The organism is Actinoplanes sp. G11-F43 (assembly GCF_050589265.1).
Classification (GTDB): domain Bacteria; phylum Actinomycetota; class Actinomycetes; order Mycobacteriales; family Micromonosporaceae; genus Actinoplanes.
On sequence record NZ_JBNZCE010000009.1, the window covers coordinates 26360 to 53169 of the forward strand.

At 69.3% G+C, this 26810-nt stretch carries 24 protein-coding genes; 9 read left to right on the plus strand and 15 right to left on the minus strand.

From position 1 onward, the window contains the following. Positions 1-18 precede the first annotated feature (18 nt). Complete coding sequence (locus ACQ0O7_RS10205) at positions 19-1677, plus strand: cellulose binding domain-containing protein (RefSeq protein WP_430781653.1); 1659 nt, start codon at positions 19-21, stop codon at positions 1675-1677. Between the two features lie 104 nt (positions 1678-1781). Here ACQ0O7_RS10205 and ACQ0O7_RS10210 read toward each other — a convergent pair whose 3' ends face one another. Genes ACQ0O7_RS10210 through ACQ0O7_RS10230 form a run of 5 tightly spaced genes read right to left on the minus strand, consistent with a single transcriptional unit; the run spans position 1782 to position 7332 of the window. Next, complete coding sequence (locus ACQ0O7_RS10210; protein WP_430781655.1) at positions 1782-2600, minus strand: carbohydrate ABC transporter permease; 819 nt, start codon at positions 2598-2600, stop codon at positions 1782-1784. Then, on the minus strand, positions 2590-3483 hold the full coding sequence (locus ACQ0O7_RS10215; RefSeq protein ID WP_430781656.1) for a carbohydrate ABC transporter permease: 894 nt from the start codon (positions 3481-3483) through the stop codon (positions 2590-2592). The genes ACQ0O7_RS10210 and ACQ0O7_RS10215 overlap by 11 nt, the downstream gene beginning before the upstream one ends. Beyond that, a complete protein-coding gene (locus ACQ0O7_RS10220) occupies positions 3480-4709 on the minus strand; it encodes an ABC transporter substrate-binding protein (RefSeq protein ID WP_430781657.1) in 1230 nt (409 codons plus the stop codon). The genes ACQ0O7_RS10215 and ACQ0O7_RS10220 overlap by 4 nt, the downstream gene beginning before the upstream one ends. Before the next feature lie 15 nt (positions 4710-4724). Beyond that, entirely contained in the window at positions 4725-6314 is a 1590-nt protein-coding gene (locus ACQ0O7_RS10225) for an FAD-dependent oxidoreductase (protein ID WP_430781923.1), read from the minus strand. Position 6315: 1 nt separating this feature from the next. After that, on the minus strand, positions 6316-7332 hold the full coding sequence (locus ACQ0O7_RS10230) for a LacI family DNA-binding transcriptional regulator (protein WP_430781658.1): 1017 nt from the start codon (positions 7330-7332) through the stop codon (positions 6316-6318). A 177-nt stretch (positions 7333-7509) separates the two neighbouring features. Between ACQ0O7_RS10230 and ACQ0O7_RS10235 the strand changes: the two genes are divergently transcribed. Next, a complete protein-coding gene (locus ACQ0O7_RS10235) occupies positions 7510-8445 on the plus strand; it encodes a hypothetical protein (RefSeq protein ID WP_430781659.1) in 936 nt (311 codons plus the stop codon). Positions 8446-8485: 40 nt separating this feature from the next. Here the strand turns inward: ACQ0O7_RS10235 and ACQ0O7_RS10240 are convergent, their stop codons facing one another. Then, the gene (locus tag ACQ0O7_RS10240) at positions 8486-9115 is read right to left on the minus strand and encodes a hypothetical protein (RefSeq protein WP_430781660.1); all 630 of its coding nucleotides are present in this window, start codon (positions 9113-9115) and stop codon (positions 8486-8488) included. Between the two features lie 905 nt (positions 9116-10020). On the opposite strand from ACQ0O7_RS10240, the gene ACQ0O7_RS10245 reads away from it, so the two are divergent. After that, the gene (locus tag ACQ0O7_RS10245; protein WP_430781661.1) at positions 10021-10635 is read left to right on the plus strand and encodes a hypothetical protein; all 615 of its coding nucleotides are present in this window, start codon (positions 10021-10023) and stop codon (positions 10633-10635) included. Between the two features lie 96 nt (positions 10636-10731). Here the strand turns inward: ACQ0O7_RS10245 and ACQ0O7_RS10250 are convergent, their stop codons facing one another. Both ACQ0O7_RS10250 and ACQ0O7_RS10255 read right to left on the minus strand, forming a co-directional pair. Beyond that, positions 10732-11598: a hypothetical protein gene (locus ACQ0O7_RS10250; protein ID WP_430781662.1), complete on the minus strand. Its 867-nt coding sequence runs from the start codon at positions 11596-11598 to the stop codon at positions 10732-10734. Between the two features lie 65 nt (positions 11599-11663). Further along, on the minus strand, positions 11664-11807 hold the full coding sequence (locus tag ACQ0O7_RS10255; RefSeq protein ID WP_430781663.1) for a hypothetical protein: 144 nt from the start codon (positions 11805-11807) through the stop codon (positions 11664-11666). Between the two features lie 36 nt (positions 11808-11843). On the opposite strand from ACQ0O7_RS10255, the gene ACQ0O7_RS10260 reads away from it, so the two are divergent. Then, positions 11844-12998 carry a HEAT repeat domain-containing protein gene (locus tag ACQ0O7_RS10260; protein ID WP_430781665.1) on the plus strand — a complete coding sequence of 385 codons (1155 nt, stop codon included), beginning with the start codon at positions 11844-11846 and terminating at the stop codon, positions 12996-12998. A gap of 29 nt (positions 12999-13027) precedes the next feature. After that, on the plus strand, positions 13028-13816 hold the full coding sequence (locus tag ACQ0O7_RS10265; RefSeq protein ID WP_430781667.1) for a hypothetical protein: 789 nt from the start codon (positions 13028-13030) through the stop codon (positions 13814-13816). Positions 13817-13984: 168 nt separating this feature from the next. Here ACQ0O7_RS10265 and ACQ0O7_RS10270 read toward each other — a convergent pair whose 3' ends face one another. After that, positions 13985-15379, minus strand: coding sequence for an FAD-dependent monooxygenase (locus ACQ0O7_RS10270; protein WP_430781668.1), 1395 nt, complete (start codon positions 15377-15379; stop codon positions 13985-13987). A 110-nt stretch (positions 15380-15489) separates the two neighbouring features. Continuing rightward, on the minus strand, positions 15490-15681 hold the full coding sequence (locus ACQ0O7_RS10275) for a hypothetical protein (protein ID WP_430781669.1): 192 nt from the start codon (positions 15679-15681) through the stop codon (positions 15490-15492). A gap of 81 nt (positions 15682-15762) precedes the next feature. On the opposite strand from ACQ0O7_RS10275, the gene ACQ0O7_RS10280 reads away from it, so the two are divergent. Continuing rightward, positions 15763-16371, plus strand: coding sequence for a CGNR zinc finger domain-containing protein (locus ACQ0O7_RS10280; protein WP_430781670.1), 609 nt, complete (start codon positions 15763-15765; stop codon positions 16369-16371). Here the strand turns inward: ACQ0O7_RS10280 and ACQ0O7_RS10285 are convergent. Beyond that, positions 16325-17260 carry a GntR family transcriptional regulator gene (locus ACQ0O7_RS10285; RefSeq protein ID WP_430781671.1) on the minus strand — a complete coding sequence of 312 codons (936 nt, stop codon included), beginning with the start codon at positions 17258-17260 and terminating at the stop codon, positions 16325-16327. The genes ACQ0O7_RS10280 and ACQ0O7_RS10285 overlap by 47 nt on opposite strands. A 110-nt stretch (positions 17261-17370) precedes the next feature. On the opposite strand from ACQ0O7_RS10285, the gene ACQ0O7_RS10290 reads away from it, so the two are divergent. After that, entirely contained in the window at positions 17371-18483 is a 1113-nt protein-coding gene (locus tag ACQ0O7_RS10290) for an FAD-dependent monooxygenase (RefSeq protein WP_430781672.1), read from the plus strand. Positions 18484-18578: 95 nt separating this feature from the next. Continuing rightward, entirely contained in the window at positions 18579-18914 is a 336-nt protein-coding gene (locus ACQ0O7_RS10295; protein WP_430781673.1) for a DUF4265 domain-containing protein, read from the plus strand. Positions 18915-19089: 175 nt separating this feature from the next. On the opposite strand, the gene ACQ0O7_RS10300 is transcribed toward ACQ0O7_RS10295, so the two are convergent. The 4 genes from ACQ0O7_RS10300 to ACQ0O7_RS10315 all read right to left on the minus strand — a co-directional run bounded on the left by ACQ0O7_RS10300 (position 19090) and on the right by ACQ0O7_RS10315 (position 25559). Beyond that, a complete protein-coding gene (locus tag ACQ0O7_RS10300; protein WP_430781674.1) occupies positions 19090-20679 on the minus strand; it encodes a ricin-type beta-trefoil lectin domain protein in 1590 nt (529 codons plus the stop codon). Between the two features lie 347 nt (positions 20680-21026). Continuing rightward, entirely contained in the window at positions 21027-22823 is a 1797-nt protein-coding gene (locus tag ACQ0O7_RS10305; RefSeq protein WP_430781675.1) for a flavin-containing monooxygenase, read from the minus strand. Between the two features lie 127 nt (positions 22824-22950). After that, on the minus strand, positions 22951-23586 hold the full coding sequence (locus ACQ0O7_RS10310) for a TetR/AcrR family transcriptional regulator (RefSeq protein WP_430781676.1): 636 nt from the start codon (positions 23584-23586) through the stop codon (positions 22951-22953). A 23-nt stretch (positions 23587-23609) separates the two neighbouring features. Beyond that, positions 23610-25559, minus strand: a complete 1950-nt coding sequence (locus ACQ0O7_RS10315; protein ID WP_430781677.1) for a putative bifunctional diguanylate cyclase/phosphodiesterase — start codon at positions 25557-25559, stop codon at positions 23610-23612. A gap of 80 nt (positions 25560-25639) precedes the next feature. On the opposite strand from ACQ0O7_RS10315, the gene ACQ0O7_RS10320 reads away from it, so the two are divergent. Further along, positions 25640-26668: a sugar ABC transporter substrate-binding protein gene (locus tag ACQ0O7_RS10320; protein ID WP_430781678.1), complete on the plus strand. Its 1029-nt coding sequence runs from the start codon at positions 25640-25642 to the stop codon at positions 26666-26668. Positions 26669-26810: the final 142 nt, after the last annotated feature.

Consider the following 26810-nt stretch of genomic DNA (forward strand, 5'->3'; position numbering starts at 1 on the left):
CCCCGCCAGGAGAACCTGATGAGAAGACCTCGAGTCACCGTCGCGCTGATCGCGGCGGGCGCGGTGTCGCTGGCCGCGGCGGCCGTCGCCACCGCGCTACCGGCCGATGCGGCAGCCGCCGGCTGTGCGGTCAAGTACACCGTGACCTCCCAATGGCAGGGCGGATTCGGCGCCGACGTCGCGATCACCAACCTCGGCGACCCCCTCACCGGATGGACCCTGACCTGGTCGTATGCCGCGGGTCAGACCGTCACCCAGGCGTGGAACGCCGCGGTGACCCAGAGCGGATCGGCCGTCACCGCCGTCAACGCCGCCTACAACGGGCCGGTCGCCACCAACGCGACCGTCTCGTTCGGCTTCAATGGAACGTCGAACGGCAGCACCAACCCGGCACCCACCACCTTCGCGGTCAACGGGCTGGCCTGTACCGGTGGAACCGCCCCACCCTCGGCGGCCGACATCACCGTCAACCCGGCGACCCGGTATCAGACCGTGGACGGATTCGGGGCCGCCGTCTCCATCTGGGGGAGCGCCTGGTCGACCGCCGAGACTCAGACCCTGGTCGGACTCGGTGCGAACCAGTTCGGGCTGTCGATCGTCCGGACCGGGATCTCACCGGTGTCCGGGGAGTGGGGCACCCAGGTCAACGCGCTGAAGACCGCCAAGTCGTACGGCTCCGGGGTGAAGATCCTCGCCTCGCCGTGGACCGCCCCGGCCGAGTGGAAGACCAACAACAGCCGGATCAACGGCGGAAAACTCAAAACCGACAACTATGACGAGTACGCCGGTCATCTCAACAACTACGTCCAGTACATGCGGGGTCAGGGTGTCGACATCGATGTCACGTCGGTACAGAACGAACCGGACTGGCATCCCGACTACGACTCGATGGACTGGAGCGGCACCGAACTGCGCAACTGGGTCCGGGACCAGGGCGCCAAGGTGCAGAACACGAAGCTGATGGTGGCCGAGGCGGTGAACCTGAACTACGGCTACACCGATCCGGCCCTCAACGACAGCACCGCGCGCGACAGGATCGGCTACATCGGCGGCCACCTGTACGGCACCGAGGCCGCCGGTCGTCTGGGTCCGTACCAGCTGGCCGCCCAGTACAACAAGCCGGTGTGGATGACCGAGTGGAACCTGCACGCCGCCGACGGCAACGGCTCGAACATCTGGGGCAACCCGGCGAACCAGACGGTCTGGAACGAGACCCTGGACGACATCATGCGCACCGTGCACCGGTCGATGGAGGCGAACTGGAGCGCGTACATCTGGTGGTACGGCAAGCGCTACTACTCGTTCATCGGTGACGGTGAGGCGGCGTACGGCACCACCGCCGGGGCGCCGCTCAAACGTGGGTACGCGTTCTCCCAGTACTCCAAGTACGTCCGCCCCGGTTATCAGCGGGTGGCCCTGACCAGGAGCAGCAAGGCGTCACCGCTGGAGGTGACCGCTTTCCAGGGCGACGGCAAGATCGCGCTGGTGCTTCTCAACCGGTCGGCGAGCGCGGTGAACAGCGCGGTGCTCCAAGCCCCGCAGACCATCACCCGAGCCGAACACCACGTGACCTCACAGACCGTCAACGCGGCAGCCCAGCCGACATCGGTCAACGGTGCACAGGTGACCGTCGACGTCCCGGCCCGCAGCATCTCCACGGTCGTCCTGACCCTGTGAAGTGGTGAGTAGCGGCGCGCTTTGCGCCGCTACTCACCACAACCCCGAACCGCGTGCCGACTTGCGGTGCGAATCGCGCCGGAAGTCGCCACGCGGGGTGGGGGTCAGCCCTTCAGGCCGGTGTGGGCCAGGCCCTCGATGAACTGGCGCTGGGCCAGCACGAAGACGATCAGGACCGGGATGGCGGTCATCGAGGCCGCCGACAACTGCACGTTCCACAGTTGCCCCTGGTAGGCGTCGGTGAACTGGGTCAACGCCTGCGGCAGTGTGTACTTGGTCTGCGACGAGATGTAGACGACCGGTTCCAGGTACAGGTTCCAGCTGTGCAGGAACGTGAAGATCGACACCGCGCCCAGGGCCGGCCGCGCCAGCGGGAGCGCGATCCGCCGGAAGATCGCCGGCCGGCCCAGCCCGTCGATGCGTGCCGCCTCCTCCAGCTCACCGGGCAGGGTGATGAAGAACTGCCGCATGATGAAGGTGGCCAGCACACTCGGCGGCCCGAGCATCGGCACCAGGATCAGCGGCCAGTGCGTGTCGATCATGCCGAGGCTGTTGAAGATCCGGAACAGCGGCACGATCGTCACCTCGCTCGGGATGAGCAGGCCGGTCAGCACGACCAGGAACAGCGCGTTCTGGCCGGGGAAACGGATCCGGGCGAACGCGTACCCGGCCATCGCCGCCACCACCAGCGTCCCCAGCGTGACGACGACGGCGATGTACGCGCTGTTGAAGTACTGCTGCGCGAACGGCTGCATCTCGAACACCTGACGCCACGGGTCGAGCGACCAGTCACTGGGCCAGAACGAGAACGCGAAGATCGACGCGTTCGGCTTGAACGAGCTGGTGATCATCCACCAGGTGGGGAACACGAAGGGCACACACAGGACCATCAGGACCCCGTACAGCCAGATCTTAGTTCTCATGGAAGACCCACCTCTTGCGCATCTGCCACTGGAGGACGGTCAGCGCCAGCACGATCAGGAACAGCACCACCGACAGCGTGGAGCCGTATCCGAACGCGTGGAACTGGAACGCCTGCTGGTAGAGGTAGTAGACGAGCACCGTGGTGGACGTCCCCGGACCGCCCTGGGTGAGCACGCTGATCTGGGCGAACACCTGCAACGACCCGACCACCGTGATGATCGAGGTGAGCAGGATGGTCGGGCTGATCAGGGGCAGTGTGATCCGCCGGAAGACGGTCCACGGCCCGGCGCCGTCGGTGCGCGCCGCCTCGTACAACTCCTGAGGCACGCCCTGGAGGGCGGCCAGGAACAGCACCATGTTCAGGCCGACGTTCTTGAACACCTGCACGATCACCACCGAGGCCATCGCGGTGCCCTCGGAGCGCAGCCAGTTCGGCCCGTCCACACCGATCGACGACAGGAAGGCGTTGATCCCGCCGTTGTCCTGCATCAGGAACCCCCACACGATGGTCCAGGCCAGCAGCGACACCACCACCGGCGAGAAGAACAGCACCCGGAAGAACGTGGTGCCGCGCAGCTTCTGGTTCAGCAGCACGGCAAGGGCCAGAGCCAGACCCAGATTGAGTACGACCAACCCCACCGAGAACAGCCCGGTGGCCCGGAGCACGGCCGGGAAGTTCGGGTCCGCGGCCAGGCGCTGGTAGTTCTCGGCGCCGACGAAGTCGAACGTGTCGGCGAGCACGTTCCACTCGTGCAGGCTGTACCAGACGACCAGCACGAGTGGAACGAACACGAAGGCGACGGCACCGAGCAGAGCCGGGGTGATGAACAGGTATCCGGTCAGGTTGTCCCGCCGCCGGGTGGTCCAGTAGGACACGGTCACTTGGCCAGCAGCGGGTCGATGGCCGTGCACACGCCGGTCAGCACTCCGGCCACGTCGGCGTCGGCCTTCCACAGCGGGTCGAGCGCACCCCGTACCGCCTGGTTGATCTCGGCACTTCCGGTGTGGCTGGGTTTGACCACCCCGGTGGCGATGCCGTCGATCACCACGTTCTGCAGTTGTTCCGGCTTGAGCAGCGGGTTGGCCTGGGCCAGGGTGTCCGAGGTGAGCTGCGACTGGCGCGGCGGCGGGAAGAACTGGGCGAGTTTGGCGGAGTTGGCCGGGCTGGTGAAGAACTTGACGAAGGCGGCGGCCGCGTCGGCGTTCTTTCCCTTCTTGAGTACGCCGAGACCGCCCTGCCCGATCACCGAGTACTTCCCGGACGGCCCGGCCGGCAGCGGCACCAGTTCCCAGCCGAACTTGGCGTCCTTGAGCAGCGAGGCCCGGGAGATCTGCGCGATCGTCATCGCCGACTCACCGGCGAAGAAGTCGGCGGCGACACCGGGCGCGGGCAGCGCCTTGTCGGTGAAGATCGCCTTGTGCAGGTAGGTCATCGCGTCGACCATCGGCTTCTGGTCGAACCCGCAGGTCTTGCCGTCGGCACTCCACGCCTCGGCGCCCCAGCCGCGGAACACGGTGGCCAGGTTGGTCCAGTCCTTGTAGTCGAAGTCGCGGACCACCAGGCCCTGCTTGCCGGTCTTGGCGGCGGTCGCGGAGGCGGCGGCGATCGCCGAGTCCCACGTCCACCCGTCACCGGACGGCAGCGTCTGACCGGCCTCTTTCAACATGTCAACGTTGACGAACACCCCGAACGGCGAGGTGGAGAACGGGTAGCCCATCAGTTTGCCGTCCTGACGCCACAGCGCGGTCGCGGCCGGCGACAGGTCGGCCGCCTCGTCGACGCTGCCGTCCAGCGGCACCAGCGCGCCGGAGGCGACGAAGTCGGGTGCCGCGCCCTCCAGGATCCAGGCGATGTCCGGCGGGTTGCCGCCGGCGATCTGGGTGGTCACGGTGGTGGTGTAGTTCTCCAGCGGCAGCGCCTCGAAGGTCACCGTGACATCCGGATTCGACGCCTTGTAGTCGGCGGCGATCGTGTTGAACAGCTCGACGTGGGCCGGGTTGGCCGACCAGGTGGTCATCCGGAGGGTGACCGGGCCGTCGTCGGCGGCTTCCGACGAGCACCCGGCGAGCAGGGCTATAGCAGCAAATCCAGCAATGAAACGGCGCATGTATACCAACTCCTCTCAATATCCGCTGATGTCGGGCCAGCGCAGCTCGACACCGTCGGCGCTCAGGTGGTTCTGGAATTCGGTGAGAAGCTCGGGGGTGTTGCGGACGGCTCGCGGGGACACCGCACGGTCGAGGCAGAAGGCGGCGAGCGCCCCGGCCACCTCACCGGCGTTCCACTCCACCGGGTGCAGCCGGTACGAGCCGTTGGTGATGTGCGTGGTGCCGATGTTCTTGCCGGCCGGCAGCAGGTTCTCCACCCGCTGGGGGATCAGCGCGCCGAGCGGGATCTCGAACGGGCACGACGCGACGTCGATGTAGTTGTCGCCGCCGGTGGACGGGTGCAGATCGATGCGGTACATGCCGACACCGATCGAGTCGTGGTACGACACCGCGCCCTTGTCCCCCCGGACGGCCAGCGACAGGTCCTGTTCGACCACTGTGTACTCGGCGCGGATGCGGCGGGACTCGCGGACGTACGGCGCCATCGCCAGCCCGTCCACACCACCTGTCACGTCACCGCGCAGCCGCAGGCCGGGCCAGCCGGTGCCGCCGTCCGGGCGGGGCGCCGCGGTCTGCAGCCAGTAGAGCACCGAGAACGACAGCTCCCGGGCCGAGCGCTCGACGGCGCCGGGGTCGGGCGCGTCCACGTACGGCTGCTCGAAGTAGTCGATCATCGGCCAGTTCACCAGGCAGATGTCACTCGGGTAGAGCCCGCCGGTGAAGTTGCGCCGGGCCGCGATCCGCCGGAACGTCCACAGGTTGCCGTCCCCCGGGTTGACCCGCTGATCGGCGTTGACCAGCCACGGGTCGTCGTCCGGGTTCGGGGTGAACGACCGGGTGGAGATCTCCAGCGTGCGCGGGTTCGGCGTCTGCCAGGACAGCATCGGCGCGCCCCAGAACGACGGCTGGTAGGCGCTCCAGAAGTCGTACGACGCCGGCCGGTCGATGACGTGGTCGCCGTCCACGTGGTCGATCGCGAAACACACCGACAGCGCCTGCATGTTGGCCGGATCGGCGACCTCGGCGGCGCTCGGCTCCCCGGTCTCGGCCTGCGACTCGGCGCCGGTGACGTACTCGGTACCGGTCAGCGGCAGCAACTCACCGGTCTCGGTGGCGTCCAGGATGTACGGCGCCGTCAGCACCACACGCTCACTGTCGACGTCGACGGTCACCGAGGTCACCCGGTCACCGTCGACCGAGGCGGCCACCGGCACCGCGGGCTGCAGCACGGTCAGCCGCCCGGCCCCGCGGTACGGCGCCAGCATCGACTCGATCACCGCGACCGCCACCCGGGGCTCGTGACAGAGCCGGCTGACGTGCCCGGCGCCCGGGTTCAGATCGCGGGTCCGGCGGGCCCGGTCGGTCAGCGGATAGTTCGCCCGGTAGTAGTCCCGGATCCCGTCGCGCAGCGCCCGGTAACTGGCCGTCACCCCGAACCGCTCCACCCAGCTGTGCTCGTCCGGCGGCACCGCCTGGCTGGTCAGCTGGCCGCCGAGCCATGCGTACTGCTCGGTCAGCAGCACCGTGCGCCCAGCCCGCAGCGCGGCCAGCGCCGCCGCCACCCCGCCCAGGCCGCCACCGACGACCACCACGTCCGCATGCATCTCACGCACGGGCCACCGCCAGCGTCGCGCCGGTCACCGGCTCGCACGGCAGCAGCCGCTGGGTGGCGCCGCCGGTGCCGTCCAGGATCGCCGACAGCACCTCCACGGCCTGCCAGCCCATCTCCCGCCGCGGAATCCGGTAACCGGTGAACTTCAGATCCGTGCTGGCCGGCCGGGTCGGATCACCCAGAGCGACGAACGACAGATCATCTGGTACGCGTAGCGAACGGTTGCCGGCCTCCTCGGCCAGGATCGCGCCGTCCGCGAACTCCTCCACAAAAATCGCCGTGACCTCTTCTTTCAACAGTTGATTCATGACGTGACCGGCGTCGGTGAAGCGCACGTGCACACCGGTGATCCCGGCCTGCTCGACCGCCTCGGTGAAGCCGCGCAACCGGTCGGCGTGCGACTCGGCCCCGGCGCCCTCGCCCACGTAGGCGATCCGCCGGTGCCCCAGCTCGACCGCCCGCCGGACCTGCGCCGCGGTGGCCGCCGGGTAGTCGGCGCCCACGTAGGGCACCGGCCCGCCGGCGTCGTCGCGCCGGCCGACACTGACGAACGGCTGCCCCTCGGCGATCAGCCGGGCCAGTTCCACCGGGTCGAGCCAGCGGCCGAGCAGCACACAGCCGTCGGCCAGCCGCAGCCGGTTGTCCTGGCTGAAGATCCGCCGACGGCCGTCGATCACCGGCGCGCTGGTGAACAGCAGCAGGTCACACCCGATGCTCTCGGCGCACTCCTCGATGCCGACCAGGAACGGGTGGTAGAAGTCGCCGAGCCCGGCCGGGAACACCGGCTCGTAGGTGAAGACGCCCAGGAACCGGTTGCGCTGGGCGGCCAGCCGGCGCGCGATCGGATCGGCCACGTACCCCGTCTTGCGGATCGCGGCCAGCACCCGTTCCCGGGTCTCCGGAGCGAGCCGGACCGCCGGATCGTCGCGCTCGTTCAGCACGATCGAGACGGTGGTCTGGCTGACGCCGCACATCCGGGCGATGTCCTGCTGCGTCACCCGTCGGCTCATCAGGTGTCCCCTCTGTTACGGCGCTAATACGCATTAACAAACGTGAGGAGATCGTGGGACACGTGATCCGGGCCCGTCAAGGAATCCCCAGGACTAATACCTATTAGCGGGTTGACCGGGGCAGTTAACGATGATGAAACTTCGAGGCATCCCCCGTACCGGAGAAAGGGTTTGATCTTGAATCGACGCTCTCTGATCCTCGGTGCCACAGCGGTCGGCCTGCTCGGCACGGCCCGCCCCGCCCAGGCCGCCGGCCCGGCCGGCATGCCCACCTACACCTACCTGCGCGACGCGCTGCGGATGCCGCTGAGCTACAACCCCACCGGCGAGTTCATCTTCCCCTGCATCCGCGGCGTCTACGACAAGATCAGCGGCTACCGCGGCCGCTACTACCTGTACTACGCCCCGCACGAGAAGCCCGGCGGCATCTGCGTCGCCTACGCCAACTCGCTCGCCGGCCCGTTCACCGAATACACCGGCAGCCCCGTCATCGACAACAAGCTGCCCAGCACCACCGTCTCGCACGTGTCGTCACCGCACGTCACGTGGATCCCCGAGCGCAAGCAGTTCTACCTCTACTACCACGGCGAGAACACCACCACCCGGGTCGCCCGCTCCACCGACGGTCTGACGTTCACCGACGAGACACCCATCCTGAGTACGAGACTCGTCCCCGGCCTGACCGAGACGTCGTACGCCCGGGTGTTCGCCCACAGCGGCCGGTACGTGATGGTCTACATGGGGGTGCTGGCCGGCAAACGGCGCATCTACCACGGCTGGTCACCCAACGGCTGGGACCAGTGGACGTTCGCACAGACCGCCCTGGTCAACCCGGAACCCGACGGCCTCACCGACATCTCCGGCCCGCACGTGGTCGTCCGCAACGGCACCACCTACGTCGCCTACCACGGCAACGACGGCCGGATGCGGATCACCGAGGTCGGCAACGCCTTCAACAGGGAGGTCCACCTGGGCGTCTTCCACACCCCGATCGCCTCCGACAACGGCCGCACCGCCGCACCGTCGTTCGGCACCGAGGGCGGCGTGCAGTACATGTTCTACGAGGCCGGCGCCCGCCTCAACGCCCGCATCTGCATCGCCCGAGCCGCCTGACCATCCCCGGTACGGCACCCCGGGTGTCGTACCGGGCCCGTCACTGCTCGCGGAGCGGGCGGTCGTCGTCGGCATGGAAGTAGCGGACCTCCACGTCCGGCAGCGCCCGCTGCAACTCCCGGGCCAGGTCCAGGCCCTCATCCGCCCACGCGTCGCCCGTCCAGTCCGCATCCTCGGGCGCGAACCTCTCGAACGTCTCGTTCCAGGCCCGCAACCGCCGCACCAGCGACTCCTCGACACCCAGCTCCCGCAACGACACCGGCGAGCCGCTGCCCCGGGGCCGCTCCCACACCGGATCCCCGACGCAGTACTCCGCCATCACCAGCAGCGTCGCCGGCCGGTCATCGGTGACATCAGGCGGGAACGCCCGCCACTCGAACTCGAAGCCCGGCCGCCGCCGCCCCTCGACCACCGCCAGCAGCTCCACCATCACCGACCGGTCCCGGGCGAGACCGGCCAGATCCCGGTCCGGGCCGAGGCGCTCCTCCAGAAAACCGCGGGCCGCGGTCATCGTCTGCGGGCCCAGCAGCCGGCCGACGTGATCCTGGAGAAAGATGAGCACCTCATCGGGCACGCCCCCACGCGTGTAGGCGTCCTCCGCGAGCAGCCAGGCGCCCAGCGCTTCCACCGGATCCCCACCGTCGGCCGCGGGCACCGTTTCGTCATCCACCCCCGAATCCTGGCACCCCCACCACACCCGCGAGCCGGTCCCCGCGAAGCCGGCCGGCGCCGGCCGCTTTGTCAACCGGCGCCGGGATCGGCGCGCGGTGCGGCACCATCGCGGTGCGCCGGGAGAACGCTCACCGCCGAAACCCGCCCGTCGTGCTGGAGCGCACACGTCACGCTGTCTCCATGACGCCCGGACATGCCGAGGAGAGCGCATCAAGGCTTCCTGCCGTCTGACGGTGGGTTCGTTGATGTTCGAGTCACTTCCGGGCTTGAGTCACTCGACGAGGAAGGCCGGACAGAACTCGCAAGAAACAGGATCGTCAACCTCACTATAAGGCGGAGAGCGAAGGCTGCGCATATCCACGCCGGATCTTGCGAAATTTGAGCCATCACAATGATGCAGTCGTCCAGCAGGGTGAGGAACTTGCCACCGTCGCGAGCTTCACGCATTTCGGCCGCCCTTCTTTCGAGGTCGGTTCCTATCCTGGTGAAGCAGGGGCGCCCGGATGAATGGGGTGCGGTGTCAAGCACTGTGAGAGGTGGCTGCCGGCGGCGAGCTCGGGCCGCCCTTTCGAGCGACGGGAGCAATCCCCCATTGACTCAGGCAATCCTTGTGCGGTACTGGTTGCCGTATTACCTGAGAGGGGCGGCAGGATGCATGTCTCTAACCTTCACTGGGCTACCTGGGCGGAGTGGGAAAAGATTTTCGCTCTTCGGGCCGGGGAGGACCTGTCCCAAGTGCTACGTCATGTGCGAGCCCATGCGACCAGTGCGACACGGGCTCGATGGTCCAACGACTGGAGGAGCCAGACTTTCTGCAACCTGGCGCTTCATCTCCTGCACGAGAAGATCACAGCCAGAGGCGGGACGACCGAGGCGATCGACGGTGAACGGATCTTCGTGGACTTGAAGCCGGTCGACCTCGAACGACACGCGGCAGTCATGATCGAGAACCTGGAGAGCGCGGATGCCCTGCATGTGCAGCGCTTCAACGACACGTGGGGGCATCAAGGGGCGTTCAGTGCCGACTTGATCTCTTACCTCCTTCGGCCGGCTCCCTACATGCATCGCCTTGACGTGTTGTTTCCGGCCATAGAAGCCGCAGCGCCGACGTTGACTCTCGGCGAGTTCGTTCAGCACGCAGCTTTGATGGAGCTCACCTCGAAGCTCGACGACAAGCTGGTAACTCTTCATTGCGCCATCATTCCGACACTTCCCCGGCATTCCGCCGCTCAGGGAAAGGTGGCAGCACTGAGGGATCAGAGACTTCTTCGATGGACGGCATTCTACGGCCAGGTGTTTCCCAGATACGGCCTCGACATCAAGGACGGGAAAGACTGGAAAGACTTGGCAAGAAAAATCGTCATGGCCAGCCTGGGGCTCTATCAGCGATCGATTGGTAAAAATCGCGATCCCTGGGAACGCGATGACATGACCTGCTTTTCGGAGTTGATTCTAGACCTTCTTTCGGTTTTCTTTGATGTCAAGCGTAGCGGCATAGACGGATTCAGATACTCCTGATGCTCAGGTGAATTCTCCCGCCGCTCCCGGTGAGGGGAATGGGTGGATGAACGGCGACCGGCGCCATCGAATCGAGCGGCTTATCCCGGTCGACGTTCATAAACCGTACCTTCCCAGGTCGTGATCGAGGTCGACGAGCATTCGTTTCACCTCATCCGCGGTGAATGCTGTCGGCATCTGACCCGCCTGATCCGGCTGGCTGCCGTAGTTCAGGGCCTCGGTGAGCACCTTCGTCTCGCGCCGTAGCTGGTCGAACGACTGGACGGCTCGGTCGTGCTCGGCCGGTAAAGGCCGAAGCTCTAGCCGGGCGGACGTCAGCCGTACCAGCCGTTTCGGATCCGCCGTGGTGATCCGGTATGTCATTCCGTTCCCCTGCACCGGCTGTACCTCCACGGCACCGTCCATCTCCGGTGCGCCCCGCACCGGATCGGGACCGCCGGCCGGTGACTCGGTGAACAGGACGTCAGGGTGCAGTTGCTTGTCCAGGTCGAAGCCGAAGAAGCCGTCATGCAGGACCACCCATCGGCCCTCGAATTTCGGCAGGCGCTGATCCAGGATTCCGGCCCAGCGCCAGAACTCCTCACGGCCCTGCAGCATCGTGTGCCCGCCGACGGAGATCACGCCTGCGGAAGCCACCAGCGTACCGGTGGCATCCTTGATCCGAATCGAGCCGAGCATGGCGCCGTTGCGGGCGACCATGACCCCGAAGTTGTAGACACCCTTGCGGTGTTCCGAAGCCGAAGCGAACGTGCCGGCCCACACGACAGCCGGCGCTCCGGCCAGGTCGACCGTCGCCACCCGCAGATCCTTGGCCGCGATCATGGCCTCGCTCCGTTGAGCCGCAGCGGTCCCCTCGGCGTCATGCTGGGCCTGAGCAGACATCACGACCGCCACGATCACCACCACGATCGCGATCACGGACGCACTGATGGCCATCAGAAGCCGCTGCCCCTTCGATTTCATGATCGCGAATATAGGGCACCGGTCACGCAGGACTGTGACGAAGCGTCAAGCCGGCACCTCGCGTCTCACTCCCGCCGCTGCGCGTGCATGGCAGTCACAACGGGGACTTCAGCCGGATTCGTCAGCCAGTCCACGAAGTGACGGCCCGGCGCCTGCGTGAGTGCGTCGCCGTACGCCAGCCCGAACAACGGCCCGGCGGCGGTACGCATGTGAGACTCCTTCGGCGGCGAGCGACAATGTCCACGATGAATGATCGTCTGGTGCACACGAGCGTTCCCGGACCGGCGGATGATACGGCCCTGCTGCGGGCGGCCGACGCGGCCGGGCACGGCTCGCGGGTCCGCGATCTGCTGGCCGGTGGCCTGGCCGAATCGGCGCGCGGCGATGCCGAGCTGATGCGGTGGGCGGCCGACTACGGCGCGTTCGCGCTGATCGTCAACCGTCTGGAGCCGGACACCACCGGGCCGCTGCTGCGGATCGCCCGGCAGTGGGCCGGCACCGACCCGGTCACCGAGCTGAGCCGTCGCCTCGGCACGTCGGGCACCGTGACCCGCTGGACGGTCCCGATCGACGATTACACCCACACCGATTGTGTACGGGTCACCGCCCCCGACGGCCGCTGGGCCGAGACGCAGACGGCCCATCTGGCGATCGTGACGTACCTCGAGGAACTCCTCGGCATCGGCGTTCCACCCGACGAGCTGCTGGCACGGGCCCTGGTGGACCGGGATCCCGGCGGGGCCGGCTGGTCACAGGCCTGGCACACCCTCGCCAGCCGGGCGGACCCGGAGGAGACGCTGCGCTGGGCGGCCGGCGTGCTGACCGCCCCGGACCGGGACGCCCGGTGGTTCGCCGCCGACGTGGCCCACCTGCTGGCGATCCACGACGTGCCGTGCCCGCCGGAGACGACGGCCCTGCTGCGGCAACGGCTGGCCACCGAACCGGATCCGGGTGTGCTGGCCGCACTGATCGGGGCGGCCGTCGAGTTCCACGGCCCCGGCCTCCAGCCCGAGGTGGCCGCCCACGCCACCCACCCGGACCCATCGGTCCGCCGCCGGGTAGCCGGCGAACTGTGCCAGTCGGTTCCGGACAGCGTGCCACTCCTGGTCAGGCTGGCCGCCGACCCGGACGGCGAGGTCCGGGCGACAGCCTTGCGGGTCCTGCGCGACTACGCCTTCGACCACCCGGAGACCGGCCGTCTCCTGACCGTCCTGCGCACCGACCCCGACCCGCGTGTGCGGGTGGAGGCCCTGGCCGGACTGGCCCGCGCCGGTGACCTCAAGGCATTCGCGGACCTGCGGCAACTCGCCGACGAGGCCGGCGAGGGCAGCCCGGCCGCCGCTCTCGCCGCCGCCGCCGGGAGCTGGTTGCGCACCCGGCGCCGCCAGACCGATCACTGACCGGCCCGTCATCGTGCACCATGGCCGTCATGGATCTCACTGACGGCCGGGCGGCCCGAGCCGAAGCGCTGGCCGGCCGGATGAACGAGCAGCAGGTCGCGTTCGTGGCGGAGGCCTGCCGGCGGCGGCTGGAGAAGCTGGGCCCGGCGGGTGTACGGGCACACGCCATCGCCGTCGATCCCGGCAAGTGGCCCGAAATCTCGGTGGGTGAGTCGATCACCCGTGGCGACGTCTTCGATCTCGCGCACAGCGGCGCGCTCGACCTGTTCACCGCCAGCTACGTGTTCGGGATGGGCAGACGCGGTTACGGCCGAAGCCGGTACGACAAGATCGTCGCCAGAGCCGTCGACCTGGCGGGCACCCTCGACGTCGTGCGGGACATCGGCCTGTGCCAGGGGCCGATATTCGCGTACGCACAGCTCTACGGGGGCCAGGATTTTGACCACCGGACCAGCAGCGGCACACCGGGGTGGTCGCGGATCGCCGGTTTCGGGCCGGCGTTCTTCACCAAGTTCCTGTACTTCGCCGTCCCCGGCGCGCTGATCCTGGACGCGCGCCTCGCCTACCGGGTCGCCCACCTGACCGGCAACGATTACGGCTACCTGCACAAGGGCCGACCGGCGGCCTGGACCCCTTACCGGTACGCGGTCTACCTCCACTGGATGCGGCAGGCCGCCGCCGACGTGAGCGTGCACACCGAGGTCACCCCCGAACTGCTGGAGGTGACCCTGTTCGACCTCAGCCTGGCCGACCTGCCGGGCCGGCCGGAAACCACTGTCCCGGCCGAGACGGACGACGACGGCGAGGCGGCCGACTGACTGCGGTGGGAGTCCTGTGTGCCGACGCCTTCGACCATCCGGAAACCGGGCGGCTGCTTGTTGCCGGCCGAACCGGCCCCATCTCCGGGCACTGCCCAGGGCCGGCTGCGCGGCTGCCCTCGGGTGTGGTGAGTTCCGGCGCGAAGCGCCCCGGAACTCACCACACCGTCAGTGGGCCTCGCCGAACCAGCGGATGAGCTGGGTGTTCAGGTCCGGTTGGTCGGTGCCGAGCCAGGCTGCGTGGCCGTCGGGGCGGATCAGGACGGCCGGGGCGTCCACAGCGGCGGAGGGATCGACCAGATAGTCCACGCGGTCCGACCAGGCGCCGGTGGTCAGGTGGCCGGTTCGGTCCAGCAGGGTGGCCCGGCCGTGGTGGAGGCGGTCGTAGAGGGTGCCCTGCGGCAGGTCCACGTCGGGCATGCGGCGGCCCCGCAGGGTGGGGCCGGGGCCGCAGTCGTAGCGGACGCCGATCGCGGTGGTCTTCGCCAGCAGATGACGGTTCACCTCGTCGATGTCCATCAGCTCGGTGAGCAGGCGGAGCGCGGCCCGCGCGCCCGGGTCGTCGGCCAGCAGGGCCGTCTGGGCCCGGGTGTTATCCAGGACGGCTGCCGCTACCGGCCGGCGTTCGGACTGGTAGGTGTCCAGCAGGGCCGGTGGCGCCCAGCCCCGGATCTGGGCGGCCAGTTTCCAGCCCAGGTTGAACGCGTCCTGCAAACCCAGGTTGAGGCCCTGACCGCCGATCGGTGGGTGGATGTGCGCGGCGTCGCCGGCCAGCAGGACCCGGCCGGACCGGTAGGTGTCGGCCAGCCGGGTGGCGTCGCCGAAACGGGACAGGTGGCGGGGGGAGTGGGCGCCGAAATCGGTGCCGGCCACCGCGCGCAGGGCCGCCCGTACGTCGTCGATGGTGGGTGGTTTCGTGCGGTCGCTGAGGCCGGGGGCCGGGATGATGGCCCGGAACACGCCGTCGCCCACCGGTGCGAGACTGAACCGTCCGCTGCGGACCGGGGCGGTCTGATCGGCCACCTTCATCTCGGCGATCAACGTCTCGTTGCGGGACGGCTCGCCGGTGAAGCCGATGCCGAGCAGGGTGCGGACGGTGCTGCGCCCGCCGTCGCAGCCGACCAGGTAGCGGGTACGCAGTGTCTGGCCGCCGGCCAGGGTCACCGTCACGGCGTCGTCGCCCTGATCGATGCCGGTCACCGGCTGGCCGCGCCGGACCTCGGCGCCCCGGGCGAGCGCGTGGTCCTCCAGCAGCCGGACCAGGGTGGGTTGCCGGATGCCGAGCAGGTAGGCGTATGGGGAATCCAGGTTGTCGGGTGCGGGTTTGTCGATGGCGGCGAAGTAGGCGCCGGGCGGGCGCTGCCGGCCCTCGGCGCGGACCCGGTCGAGCAGGCCGCGCATCGCCAGGATCTCCAGGCTGCGGATGTGCAGGCCGACGATGCGGGTGTCGGTGGCGGGCCGGGGCTCCCGCTCCAGGACCAGCACGGACACGTCGTGCAGCCGCAGCTCGGCGGCGAGGAGGGCGCCGGTCGGCCCGCAACCGGCGATGATCACGTCGAACATGGGGTGTTGCCTCTCGGGAGTGCGGTGCGCTCCCGGCGACAACTACGTCAGTCGCCCGACCAGGACGGGACAGGGAGCACCCGGAAACGAACGGTCATGGGTCTCACCTCCTACGGCAGCGTCGCGGTCAGCTGCAAACTAGCATGCCGGTCCAGCCGGTCGGCGGTGGCGCGCAGCAGGCGGGCGGTGCGGCGGCGGGTGGGGCCGGGCGGTGGATCGGGGATGACCGGAGCGTCCGGCATGGCGGAGTGGCTGGCCTTGCGCATGGAGTCGCGCAGCATCGGCAGGAGCAGTTCGATCATGGCACTGTCCTCTCACGTGTTGCGGGCTAAACTCGTTTTACTGGAAGCGTACTACCCTCTAAGTGGGTTTTGGTGGAAGCAATGACGGATTTTCCCGCGCTCTACGGCGAACACCCGGGGCTCGACTTCGCCAACACCGTCAACGGGCGAGCCCAGGACGAGCCCGAAGAGCACCTGCACGGCTATCGCGACATGGTGCGCTGGGCCGCGTACGCCCAATGGATCGGCCCGGAGGAACGGCGCGACCTGGACGCCCTCGCCGGGCAACGACCGGACGCCGCGCGTGGGTCCCATCTCGCCGGGGTCGCCGTGCGGGAGGCGATCCACCGCGTCTTCGCCGGGATGACCCGTGACCTGCCGCCGGATGAGGACGACCTGGCGTTGATCCAGCGGGCGTACGCCGCCGCGATGGCCGCCGCCCGGCTGCGACCCGGCGAAGGCCACTTCGGATGGGACTGGCCGGACGACAGCCTGGACCAGGTGTGGTGGCCGGCCGTGCTGTCCGTGATTGATCTGCTCACCACCGGGCCGGCCGGGCGGGTGAAAGTGTGCGCCTCCACCCGGGGATGCGCCGGGCTGTTCCTGGACACCAGCAAGAACGGTTCGCGTCGCTGGTGCCGGATGGCCGACTGCGGCACCGAGGCTAAGATCCACCGCCAGACGGCACGGCGCCGGGACGCCCGTCGATGATGAGTGCGAAGCCGTCCAGCAGGGCTTGGAGACCGGTTTCGAACAGGGCGTCCAGGTCGAAGTCGTAGCCGCCGTCCAGGCCGGACAGCATGTCGGCGAAGTTCGGGTAGACGCCGGAGGCGGCCAGGTCCTGCAGATCGTCCAGGTGGGCGTCGCCCCACTGTTCGTCGTTCAGGCCGGTCTCGGCTTCGGCCCGGATCTCACGTTCCCGGTGCACGGCCAGGCCCTGACCGTGCGCGTACAGCAGGATCTGCAGGTCCAGGATGCGGGCGGCGGGCAGGCCCAGGCCGGACAGCGCACCGATGATCCACTCGCCGTGGCGCAGCAGGTTCGGCAGCGGCAGCGGGCGGGCGAGCGGGCCCAGGTGGGCCAGCCACGGATGCCGCTGGTAGAGCCGCCACAGGGTGCGGGCGCCGAACTCCAGCCGGGCCCGCCAGCCGTCCGGCGGCACCGCCGGGTAGTCACCCTCGCTGTACGCCATGTCGGCCATCAGCAGCACCAGCCGATCCTTGTCGGGCACGTGCCGGTACAACGCCATCGTCGACACCCCCAGCCGGGCGGCGACCGCGCGCATCGACACCGCCTCGATGCCCTCGGCGTCGGCGATCGCCATCGCGGCCCGGACCACGCGATTGCGGTTCAGCTCGCGTTCCGGGGCCGGGCGCGCCTTCGCCCTCGGGACGACCACCGAGCCGACCCGGGGCTGGGCGCGGATCACCCCGGCCTGACCCAATTCGGTCAGGGCTTTCGCGGCGGTGGCGAGGGCGACGCCGTATTCGACGGCCAGCGCCCGGGTGGACGGCAGCCGATCGCCCGGCCGGAACTCCCCGATGTCGATGCGCCGGCGCAGGTCGGCGGCGATCCGAAGGTAGGGCGGATCTTCGCTCATGTACTAGTTCACCCCTCCTCTGTGCTAGCTCAGTGACGTTCAAAATCCTTATCAAGCCCATTGTGTACGCCGTACGTTGCTGATGTGTACAGCGTATCGAGGAGGATGTCATGACCACTGTGCTGATCTCCGGCGCCGGTGTCGGCGGGCCCGCCCTGGCGTACTGGCTGCACCGGCACGGGTTCGTGCCGACGATCGTGGAGCGGGCGTCGTCGATCCGGCCCGGTGGGCACGCCGTCGACGTGCGAGGCGTGGCCCTGACCGTGATCGAGCGGATGGGGCTGGCCGGGGCGGTGCGCGGGGCACGTACCCGGATGGGTGGAATGTCGATGGTCGACCGGGACGGCACCGAACTCATGCGGTCCACCGAGGTGGCGCTCAGCAGCGGCCGGCTCGACAGTGACGACGTGGAGATCCTGCGGGAGGACCTGGCCGGGCTGCTGTACGAGGCGACCCGGGCACACACCCGCTACCTGTTCGACGACACGGTGACCGGGATCGATCAGCGGCCCGACGGTGTCCGGGTGACCTTCGAGAACACCGGGCCGGAGACGTTCGACCTGGTGGTCGGCGCGGACGGGCTGCACTCCACGGTGCGGCGGCTGGCCTTCGGCCCGGAGCGGGAGTACGTGCACCATCTCGGCTCCTACCTGGGAGTCTTCACCGCACCCAATTTCCTCGGCCTGGACCGCTGGCAGGTGTGGCTGCGAGCGGAGCAGGAACAGGTCGGCTATGCCGTGTACTCGGCGCGGGACAACACCGAGATCCGGGCGACCATGGGATTCGAGTCCGGGCCGCTCGACTACGACCGGCGTGACCTGGACGCCCAACGTAGGCTGATCGAGGAGCGGGTCGCCGGGATCGGCTGGGAGACGCCCCGGCTGGTCGAGGCGATGTGGCAGGCCGGCGACTTCTACTTCGACGCGATGGCCCAGGTGCGGATGGACACCTGGTCGGCGGGCCGGGTCACCCTGCTCGGCGATGCCGGCTACTGCCCGTCACCGCTGTCCGGCCAGGGCACCAGCCTGGCCCTGGTCGGCGCCTACGTGCTGGCCGAGTCCCTGGCCGCGGAAAGGGGCGACCACCGGTCCGGGTTCGCCCGCTACGAGCAGCGGATGCGCGAGTTCGTCACCCTCAACCAGGCCCTGGCCACCGAGAACCCGGGCGGCCCACCCGCCGAGGAATCCACCGAACACGCCAAGTGGGCCATCGACCTCAGCTGACCCCTTAGGTTCTGTGTGGCCCCTTCGGGTTCGATGCGTGCCGGGACAGGGGCGGTGCGCGATGATGATCGGTATGGCGGCTTCTTCCGACGTGCGTGGACTGCCGGACGGCGACGCGATCAAGGTCTGGGGACGGCAAACGGTGGTCGGTGGAGCGGGTACGGCCGTCCGGGCGCTGTGTGATCCGGGTGCTGCCGGTGCCGTCCGGGCCGCTGGGGCCGAACGCGGCGGCGGTGCACGCGGAGTTCGCCCGGTTCGGACTGGGTGGTGAGGTGTTCAGTTCCGAATTGCCGCTCGTCGCCTTCGATGTGCCCGCCGATGCCGATTTCGGGGCGATCCAGCAGTTGCTCGCGGACGGTGTGACGAATGGGTGGTGGTCTTATGAGGTGGGCTGCGGCACCGAGGACTGGCGGACCGCGACACCTCGGTGACCACCGCATTCGCCCGGCGGTCGCCGGGCGGTCCGGGGTGCCGCCCGCGTCGCGGGGACGACACGGGGCGAATCGATTTTCGTGGGGCCGTGTGGCGTACCGGCAAAGGGTTGTGGGTGGGAAGAACGGACCGGGAGGCGGGCGCGAACCCGGAGTGGATTCGCGCCCATCCGGATCAGCCGCGGCGCCATTTCTGGTTCAGGCCGCCGAGGCATTCCCACAGGTTGAGTTTGGCGCCGTCGTTGCCGTTCCAGCCGCCGATGTCGATGCACTTGTTGGCCTGCGGATTGACCAGGTCACCGGCGGCGCTGAGCACCCACTGCTGGGCGGCATTGCCGGAACAGTTCGCGATCTGGATCGCGGCGCCGTTCGCGGTCGAACCCCACGCCACGTCCAGGCACTTGTTGTTGCCGGTCCTCAACGTGCCGCCGGTGGCCTCCCAGCGCTGCGCTCCGGAGCCGTTGCAGTTCCACATCTGCACCTGAACGCCGTCGGAGAAGTTGCTGCTCGGCACGTCGACGCACTTGTTGTTCCAGTTGCTGACCAGCGCCGAACCGCTGCCGCCACCACCGGTCGTGGTCAGCGACAGCCCGTACACCTGAAGGATCTCGTTGACCGGCTGGAACCACATCGTGCCGCCGGTCGTGCAGTTGCCGGTGCCGCCCGAGGTGACACCCTGCGCCTGGTTGCCGGTGACCCACGAGCCGCCCGAGTCGCCGCCCTGCGCGCACGCGTTGCTGCGGGACAGCCCGGACACCGAACCCTGCGCGTAGTTGATCGTCTCGTTCTTGCCGAGCAGTGTGCCGCACCGCCAGCCGGTGGTGCGCCCGGACCGGCAGATCGAGCTGCCGATCGCCGCCTCCTGCGAACCGGCGACCGTCACGTTGCCACCCGAGTAGTTGTTCACCCAGGGTTGGGAAACCCAGTTGCCGTTGGTACGAACCCAGCCGTAGTCGTTGCCGGGGAAGCTGGAGCCGGCGAACGTCCCCTGTGCCACATTGTTGTAGCCGAGGGTGGGGCTGCCGGTGCCGCCGCAGTGCCCGGCCGTGACGAAACCGCCGGCCACCGAGAAGCCGACCGAGCAGAGCGTGTTGCCGTTGATGACGTACTGGTCGCCGCCGCGGATGTCGTACATGGTGCGGGGCTGTTCCGCGGAGGTCCGCACGGTGACCGCGCCCGCCCCGCTGGCCTCGGCGAACTCACGGGCCTGTGTCTCGGCGCCCGGCTGGACCGTGACGACGACGCTGTTGGTGGCCGGGTCGACATGCCAGCCGCGTACGGTGTCCGGCGCCCGTTCCGCGTTGCGGTCCAGCTTGGCCCGGGCCGCGTCCAGGGTTTTCTCGCCACGTTTCACGATCGTCGGGACGGCGCCCTCGGCGCGTACCGTCGCGGCCTCCTTCTCGCTGGTCACCGCCACGGTGAGACGGGTCGCGCCGTCGGCGATCCAGGCGCCGCCGAACCGGTCGCCGAGCCGGGCCCGCAGCCGCTGCTCGACCACCGGGGCGGCCGCCTCCACGGCCAGGCGCTGCCGGATGCCGGCGTCGTCGAGCTTGAGGTCGCGTTTCATCGCCTCGGCCATGCCGGGGGCGAGACCGAGATCGGCGGGCGCCGGCAGCGGTTTCGGCGGGACCTGGGCGGCGAGCGGGTTCGGCGCGGCCTGGGCGGTTGCCGGGTTCGGCGCGGCCTGGGCGGCGAGCGGGGTGAGGGCTACCGCGGTGAGGGTGGCGGCGCCGACGGCTAACGCCTGGATGAGGGAACGTGGCATCGAGAGGTCCTTTCGCGCACGGCTGATCGCCCACGTCGGGGGAGGCGGGGGATGGATCGTGAGAGCGCTCTCGCAGGGATTCTCAACCCTCGATGCAACAATCGTCAACAAACTTCACAGAACTGTCGTACGGGGTGCTCGCCCCGGTACGGCCCCTCGATTCGCGTGCCGCGCAACGGCGCGGATCGCGCCGTTCCGCGGCACGCGGTCTTCGGCGGTCGAGTGTGTGCCGCGAAACGGTGTGGATCGCGCCGTTCCGCGGCACGCGGTCTTCGGCGGTCGAGTGTGTGCCGCGAAACGGTGTGGATCGCGCCGTTCTGCGGCACGCGGTTTGACTCTGGGTTTGACTATGAGTGCAGCACCTCGTCCATGCCACCGTTGTCGCGCCAGTGCTGGAGCAGGGCGTGGAAGGCGACCGGGCCCGGGCCGTACGCGTTGTTGACCGGCCGTGGTCTGCCCTCGCCGTTGTAGTAACCGGGGGTGCACTCGGCCTGGAACGCGTAGTTGTCGGGGGCGCTCGCCCGGATCACCTCCGCCCACGCCTGTTCGGCCTCAGCGGTCGGCTCGATCCGGCGGGCGCCCCGCTTGGCGGCCTCGGCCACCACCGCGGCGATGTGCCCGGCCTGCTCCTGGAGCACGTGCGTGAAGTTGACCGAGGCGGCGTTCTGCAGCGAGCCGAGGTGGAACAGGTTGGGGAAGCCGTGGCTGTAGAAGCCGTGCAGGGTGCGCGGCCCGTTGCGCCAGTGGCCGAGCAGGGGTAGCCCGTCGCGGCCGTACACGGGAAGGGTGCCGGAGACGACCCCGGAGACGCCGACCTCGAAGCCGGTGGCGAAGACGACGCAGTCCACCTCGTACTCCTCGTCCCCGACGACGACTCCGGACGGGGTCATCCGGGTGATGCCGCCGTGGTCCGCGGTGTCGACCAGGGTCACGTTGTCCCGGTTGAAGGTCGGCAGGTAGAAGTCGCTGAAGGCGGGGCGCTTGCACATGTAGCGGTACCAGGGCTGCAGTTTCGCCGCCGTCTCCGGGTCCTCCAGGATCGACGCGACCCGGTCCCGGATCTCGTCCATCTTGCGCAGATCGGCCAGCTCGTCCAGGTATTCGCGCTCCTCGTCGGAGAGCGAGGTGTCGACGGTGCCGGTGAGCATGTTGCGCTGCAGCCGGGCGGTGCTGGTCCAGCCGTCGTCGATCAGGTCGGTGGCGGCGTAACCGCCGGTGACGACGGTCAGGAAGTTCTCCATCCGCTCCCGCTGCCAGCCCGGGGTGAGACCGGCGGCGAAGGACTCGTCGATCGGGCGGTTGCCGCGCACGTCCACCGACGACGGGGTGCGCTGGAAGACGTACAGCCGCTCGGCGGCCTCGGCCACGTGCGGGATCACCTGGATGCCGGTGGCGCCGGTGCCGACCACACCCACCTTCCTGCCGGCCAGCCGGGACAGGTCGGGGCCGGTGTACTCGTAGTCCCAGCGGCTGGTGTGGAAGGTGTGCCCGCGGAACTCCTCGATGCCCGGGATGCCGGGGAGTTTCGGCTGGGTGAGGGTGCCCGACGAGACGATCGCATAGCGAGCCTGGAAGACATCACCCCGATCAGTGTGTACGGTCCACTCGCTCGCGTCGTCGTCCCAGCGCAGTTCGGTGACCCGGGTGTGGAACATGGTGTCGGCGTACAGTTCGAACTTCTCGGCGATCGCCACCGCGTGCCGGCGGATCTCCTCGCCCGGGGCGTACCGCCACTTCGGCACGTAGCCGACCTCTTCCAGCAGCGGCATGTAGACAGTCGACTCGATGTCGCAGTGGATGCCGGGGTAGCGGTTCCAGTACCACGTGCCGCCGAAGTCGCCCGCCTCGTCGATCATCCGGATGTCCCGGATCCCGGCCTGCCGCAGCCGGGCCCCGGTGAGCAGGCCGCCGAACCCGCCGCCGACGACGACCGCCTCGACCCGGTCGGTGCGGGGTGCCCGTTCGGCGACCGGCGTGTACGGGTCCTTGGCGTAGTAGCCGAACTCCCCGGCCGCCCGCCGGTACTGTCCGGTGCCGTCCGGGCGGATCCGGCGCTCCCGTTCGGCACAGTACTTCGCACGGATCGTCGCGACGTCGCCCGGAGTGCGGCGGCGTGGGGGCTTCGGTGCCTCGGTGGGGGACATGTGTGTCCTTCGGGTCTGGCGGGCGATTCGTTCCTGATCGGAGTGAGCTAAGCCAGGCGTACCTTTTAAGTCAAGTGACTGACTTAATCGGCGTGCCGGTCACCATGCGTCAACCAGGACAGAAGGGTTACCGGGTGACGTGGATCATCGTCGGGGCCAGGTAGATCCCCTCGATCACATCGATCAGGCCGGTCGCCGTCCGATTCCAGTCCGTCACGTTCCGCTCCCGCTGCGCGCACCACTGCACGATCAGCGTGTGCGCCATGTCGTCCCGCTCGGCCCGCACCGTGGCCGGCAGACCCGGCAGGCAGGCGTGCAGCCGCTCACTGATCGTCACCAGCAGGGAGGACTCGGAATACTCGGCGGCGGCCAGCTCCCGCAGCCGCGGCTCGGTCATCACCTGGGCGGCGAACCGGGCGTACCAGCTCGGCGAACCCAGCGCGGCCAGATGATCGGTGTACGGGCGCACCACACAGGTCACCCAGTCCCGGAACCGGTCGCTGCCGTCGAACCGGCGCAGCAGGTCGTCCCGGACCGTGTCCATCGCCGCGGTGTGCCGCTGGACGATCGCGCGCACCAGATCGTTCTTGGTCCCGAAGTGATAGCCGACAGCCGTGTTGTTGCCCTGCCCGGCCGCCTCACCGACCTGCCGGTTCGACACCGACGACACACCCTGCTCGGCGAACAGCCGCTCGGCCACCGTCAGGATGCGCAGCCGGGTGGCCTCGGCCTGCTCGTGGCGCAACCGCCGTGTCGCTGCCATGCCCGCCAGGATAGGGGTAGCGCTCAGCGCAGAGCCGGGACGCTCCACGAGTCCATCCAGGACGGGATGCCCTCCGGCGGCAGCGGGCGGCACATCAGGTAGCCCTGCGCCTGCTCACAGCCCATCTCGCCGATCACGGTCAGGGTGTTCTCGTCCTCCACGCCCTCCACCACCACGGTCAGGTCCAGCGCGTGCGCCAGGTCGACGATCGCCCGGACGATGGCCCGGCCCCGCTCGGTGGTGAGGATCTCGGTGGTGAACTTCCGGTCGATCTTCAGCTCGTCCAGCGGCATCGACTGCAGATAACTCATCGACGAGTAACCCACGCCGAAGTCGTCGATGGAGACCCGTACACCCTTGTCCCGCAGCACCGCCAGCGCGGCGGCCGCACCCTCCGGATCGCTGATCAGGAACGTCTCGGTGATCTCCAGGGTCAGGTGCCGGGCCGTCGCGCCGTGCCGCCGCAGCAACTCCTCGACCCGGCCCGGGAACCCGGTGTCACGCAGGCAGGCGGCGCCCACATTGACCGCCACCGGAACATGCCGGCCGGCGTCGCGCCACTCCCGCTGCTGGCGCAACGCCATGTCCAGGACCGCCCCGGTCAGCGACAGCATCAGATCGCTCTGCTCGGCCTCCGGCACGAACAGGTGCGGGCCGAGCAGACCACGGGTCGGATGCCGCCACCGGACCAGGGCCTCCATCCCGGCCACGGAACGGTCACCCGTCCGGATCTTCGGCTGATAGTGCAGCTCCAGCTCACCCCGTTCGATGCCGTAGCGCAGGTCGGCGAGCAGGGTGAGCTGTTCGAAGCTGTGCTTGTCGTTCTCCGGCTCGTACCCGGCGACCCCCAGATGGTTGCGTTTGGCGTGGTACATCGCCACGTCGGCGTGCTGCAGCAACTCCTCACCGCCGGTGCTCAGCGACGGGTGGTGCGAGTAGCCGATGCTGCCGCTGATGTCCACGGTGAGCCCGCCCAGCTCGGCCGGCCCGCACAACTCGGCCAGCACCCGCTGCGCCACCGCGCGGGCGTCGGCGATCCCCTCCACGTGCGGCAGCAGGATCGCGAACTCGTCGCCACCCAGCCGGGCCACCAGGTCGGTGGGCCGGGTGGCCGCGCTCAGCCGCCGGGCCACCTCGATCAGCAGCAGGTCGCCGGAATGGTGCCCGAGGGTGTCGTTGACCTCCTTGAACCGGTTCAGGTCCAGCAGCAGCAGACCCACCCCGCCGCCGTCCCGGTCGGCGTCCTCGATCGCCCGGGTCACCCGCTCGCCGAGCAGCCGCCGGTTGGCCAGCCCGGTCAGCCCGTCGTGGGAGGCCCGGTAGTCGTTGTCGGCGGCCTGACGTTCGGTGCGCTTCTGGTACGTCAGCAGCACCAGCCCGCAGAGGATGAGCAGCATCAGGTCGGCCGCCGACAGCACCCCGACCGCGATCAGCTGCTTGGCGTTGCGCTGCTTGGCCTCGCGCAGCACCACCGCGATCTCCAGGTTGTTGCGGGCCACGTTCACCGACGCCTGACGGCGCAGGCCGGAGGCGCTCAGAGCGGCCTGTCTCGCGTACTTGATCGTGTCGTCGCGCTGTTCGGCCGAGGCCGCGTCGATCAGATTCCTCAGCGTGTACGTGTACCCGCCGTACGCGTTCTGCAGCGCCAACACCTGCCGCGACTCGGCCTGATCGCCGTTGGCCAGCAGCCAGCGCAGGTTGGGTTCGGCGGAGCCGATCGACGACAGCAGCGGCTGCCGGTCACCGTGCTCGGGGGCGGCGAGATAGTCCTCCAGCAGCTCGTACTCCATGCTGATCTTGAGGTAGATCTCGTTCCACTGCTGGGCCGTCTGCTGGGTGCCGGCCGCGATGTCGGCGGCCTGCTGCGCGGACCGGCTGCTGACCACGGCCATCGCGGCGAGCAACGCCAGGCCCACGGTGAGGGCCGCGACCGCGCCGCGGGCGACCACCCGCCGCCGTAACCAGTCCCGCATGGCACCTCCCGAATCCCTATCGACCGGGCCGCCCGACTGATGAGACTCAGCCATCGCCGGGCGTGGCCGATGAGGAGCGGGTGAGGGTCGTCTCCGCCGCGTGCGCCGTGACGCTGGTGCTGTCGGCGTGCACCGGCGAGCCCCAGCCGCCACCCGACCCGGCCGTGCTGATCGTCGCCGGCCGGCAGGTCGACTTCGTGCACGAGCTGACCGCCGGATTCGAGGCGGGCGTCCGGCGGGTCCCCGGCATCGGCTGGGGCACGACCGGGCCGGAGATCGTCGACAGCGCCGCCCAGCTGCGGGTCTTCCAGGACTTCGTGGAGGGCCGGTACGGGTCGGTCACGCTGTTCACCTTCGCCCCGGAACTGTTCGCCGACTCGCTGGAACGGGCCGCCGCGGCCGGCACCCCGGTGGTCGAACTCAACTCGATCCCGGCTCCGGGCTCCCGGGTGCCGCTCTACGTCGGCAACGACAACCTGGAGATCGGCGAGCAGCTGGGCCGGGCGGTGGCCGGGCACATCCCGGCCGGCGCCACCGGCATGGTGATCCTCGGGTCGCCGTTCCCCGGAGTGACCGTGCTCGACGAGCGCGCCACCGGCGTCCGGGAGGCGGTACGGCGGCTGCGGCCGGAGGTGACCGTGCTCGGGCCGTTCGACACCAAGCAGGATCCGGTCGCCAACATGGAGGCCTGGCGGACATTGCAGGCGGCCAATCCGGGCGCGCTCGCCTTCGTCGGGGTGGGCGGGGCCGACGCGCACAGCCTGGCCCTGCTGGACGATCCGGACGACGACCGGGTCGACGGCGGGGTCGGTACCGCGGCCACCGCGCTGGCCGCCACCGGGCGCGGTGCGATGGTGCTGGTCTCCAGCGAGCCGTACCTGCAGGGCCTGCTGGCCGGGGCGATCCAGGCGCGGACCGCGAAGGACCACGGCGAGCTGCCGGTCGGCTGGCTGCCGGTGCCCGGCATCGTGGTGGACCGGGGCAACGTGGCGCTGATCGTGGCCCGCCAGCAGAACCCGGAGAACCGGGCCGCGTGGTTCCGGGACGCCGCCGACCGGATCCTGGCCGACGTCGACGACCACCTGCGCCCGATGGACGACGCCCGCTGACAGCGCCCCCACGCACCGCCGCGCGGCACGCGGTTGCGGTTCGCGGTTCGCGTGCCGCGTTGCGGTGCGTTCCGCGCCGCCGCGCGGCACGCGGGTGTGGGTTGCGGTTTGTGTGCCGCCTTGCGGTGCGGAACGCACCGCT

Coding starts and splice junctions, on each gene's coding strand:
- ACQ0O7_RS10265 (WP_430781667.1), top strand. CDS start 13,028: ATGGATCTCACTGACGGCCGGGCGGCCCGAGCCGAAGCGCTGGCCGGC.
- ACQ0O7_RS10250 (WP_430781662.1), bottom strand. CDS start 11,598: ATGAAATCGAAGGGGCAGCGGCTTCTGATGGCCATCAGTGCGTCCGTG.
- ACQ0O7_RS10315 (WP_430781677.1), bottom strand. CDS start 25,559: ATGCGGGACTGGTTACGGCGGCGGGTGGTCGCCCGCGGCGCGGTCGCG.
- ACQ0O7_RS10285 (WP_430781671.1), bottom strand. CDS start 17,260: ATGAGCGAAGATCCGCCCTACCTTCGGATCGCCGCCGACCTGCGCCGG.
- ACQ0O7_RS10305 (WP_430781675.1), bottom strand. CDS start 22,823: ATGTCCCCCACCGAGGCACCGAAGCCCCCACGCCGCCGCACTCCGGGC.
- ACQ0O7_RS10205 (WP_430781653.1), top strand. CDS start 19: ATGAGAAGACCTCGAGTCACCGTCGCGCTGATCGCGGCGGGCGCGGTG.
- ACQ0O7_RS10260 (WP_430781665.1), top strand. CDS start 11,844: ATGAATGATCGTCTGGTGCACACGAGCGTTCCCGGACCGGCGGATGAT.
- ACQ0O7_RS10270 (WP_430781668.1), bottom strand. CDS start 15,379: ATGTTCGACGTGATCATCGCCGGTTGCGGGCCGACCGGCGCCCTCCTC.
- ACQ0O7_RS10255 (WP_430781663.1), bottom strand. CDS start 11,807: ATGCGTACCGCCGCCGGGCCGTTGTTCGGGCTGGCGTACGGCGACGCA.
- ACQ0O7_RS10275 (WP_430781669.1), bottom strand. CDS start 15,681: ATGATCGAACTGCTCCTGCCGATGCTGCGCGACTCCATGCGCAAGGCC.
- ACQ0O7_RS10310 (WP_430781676.1), bottom strand. CDS start 23,586: ATGGCAGCGACACGGCGGTTGCGCCACGAGCAGGCCGAGGCCACCCGG.
- ACQ0O7_RS10230 (WP_430781658.1), bottom strand. CDS start 7,332: ATGAGCCGACGGGTGACGCAGCAGGACATCGCCCGGATGTGCGGCGTC.
- ACQ0O7_RS10290 (WP_430781672.1), top strand. CDS start 17,371: ATGACCACTGTGCTGATCTCCGGCGCCGGTGTCGGCGGGCCCGCCCTG.
- ACQ0O7_RS10220 (WP_430781657.1), bottom strand. CDS start 4,709: ATGCGCCGTTTCATTGCTGGATTTGCTGCTATAGCCCTGCTCGCCGGG.
- ACQ0O7_RS10225 (WP_430781923.1), bottom strand. CDS start 6,314: ATGCATGCGGACGTGGTGGTCGTCGGTGGCGGCCTGGGCGGGGTGGCG.
- ACQ0O7_RS10300 (WP_430781674.1), bottom strand. CDS start 20,679: ATGCCACGTTCCCTCATCCAGGCGTTAGCCGTCGGCGCCGCCACCCTC.
- ACQ0O7_RS10280 (WP_430781670.1), top strand. CDS start 15,763: ATGACGGATTTTCCCGCGCTCTACGGCGAACACCCGGGGCTCGACTTC.
- ACQ0O7_RS10210 (WP_430781655.1), bottom strand. CDS start 2,600: ATGAGAACTAAGATCTGGCTGTACGGGGTCCTGATGGTCCTGTGTGTG.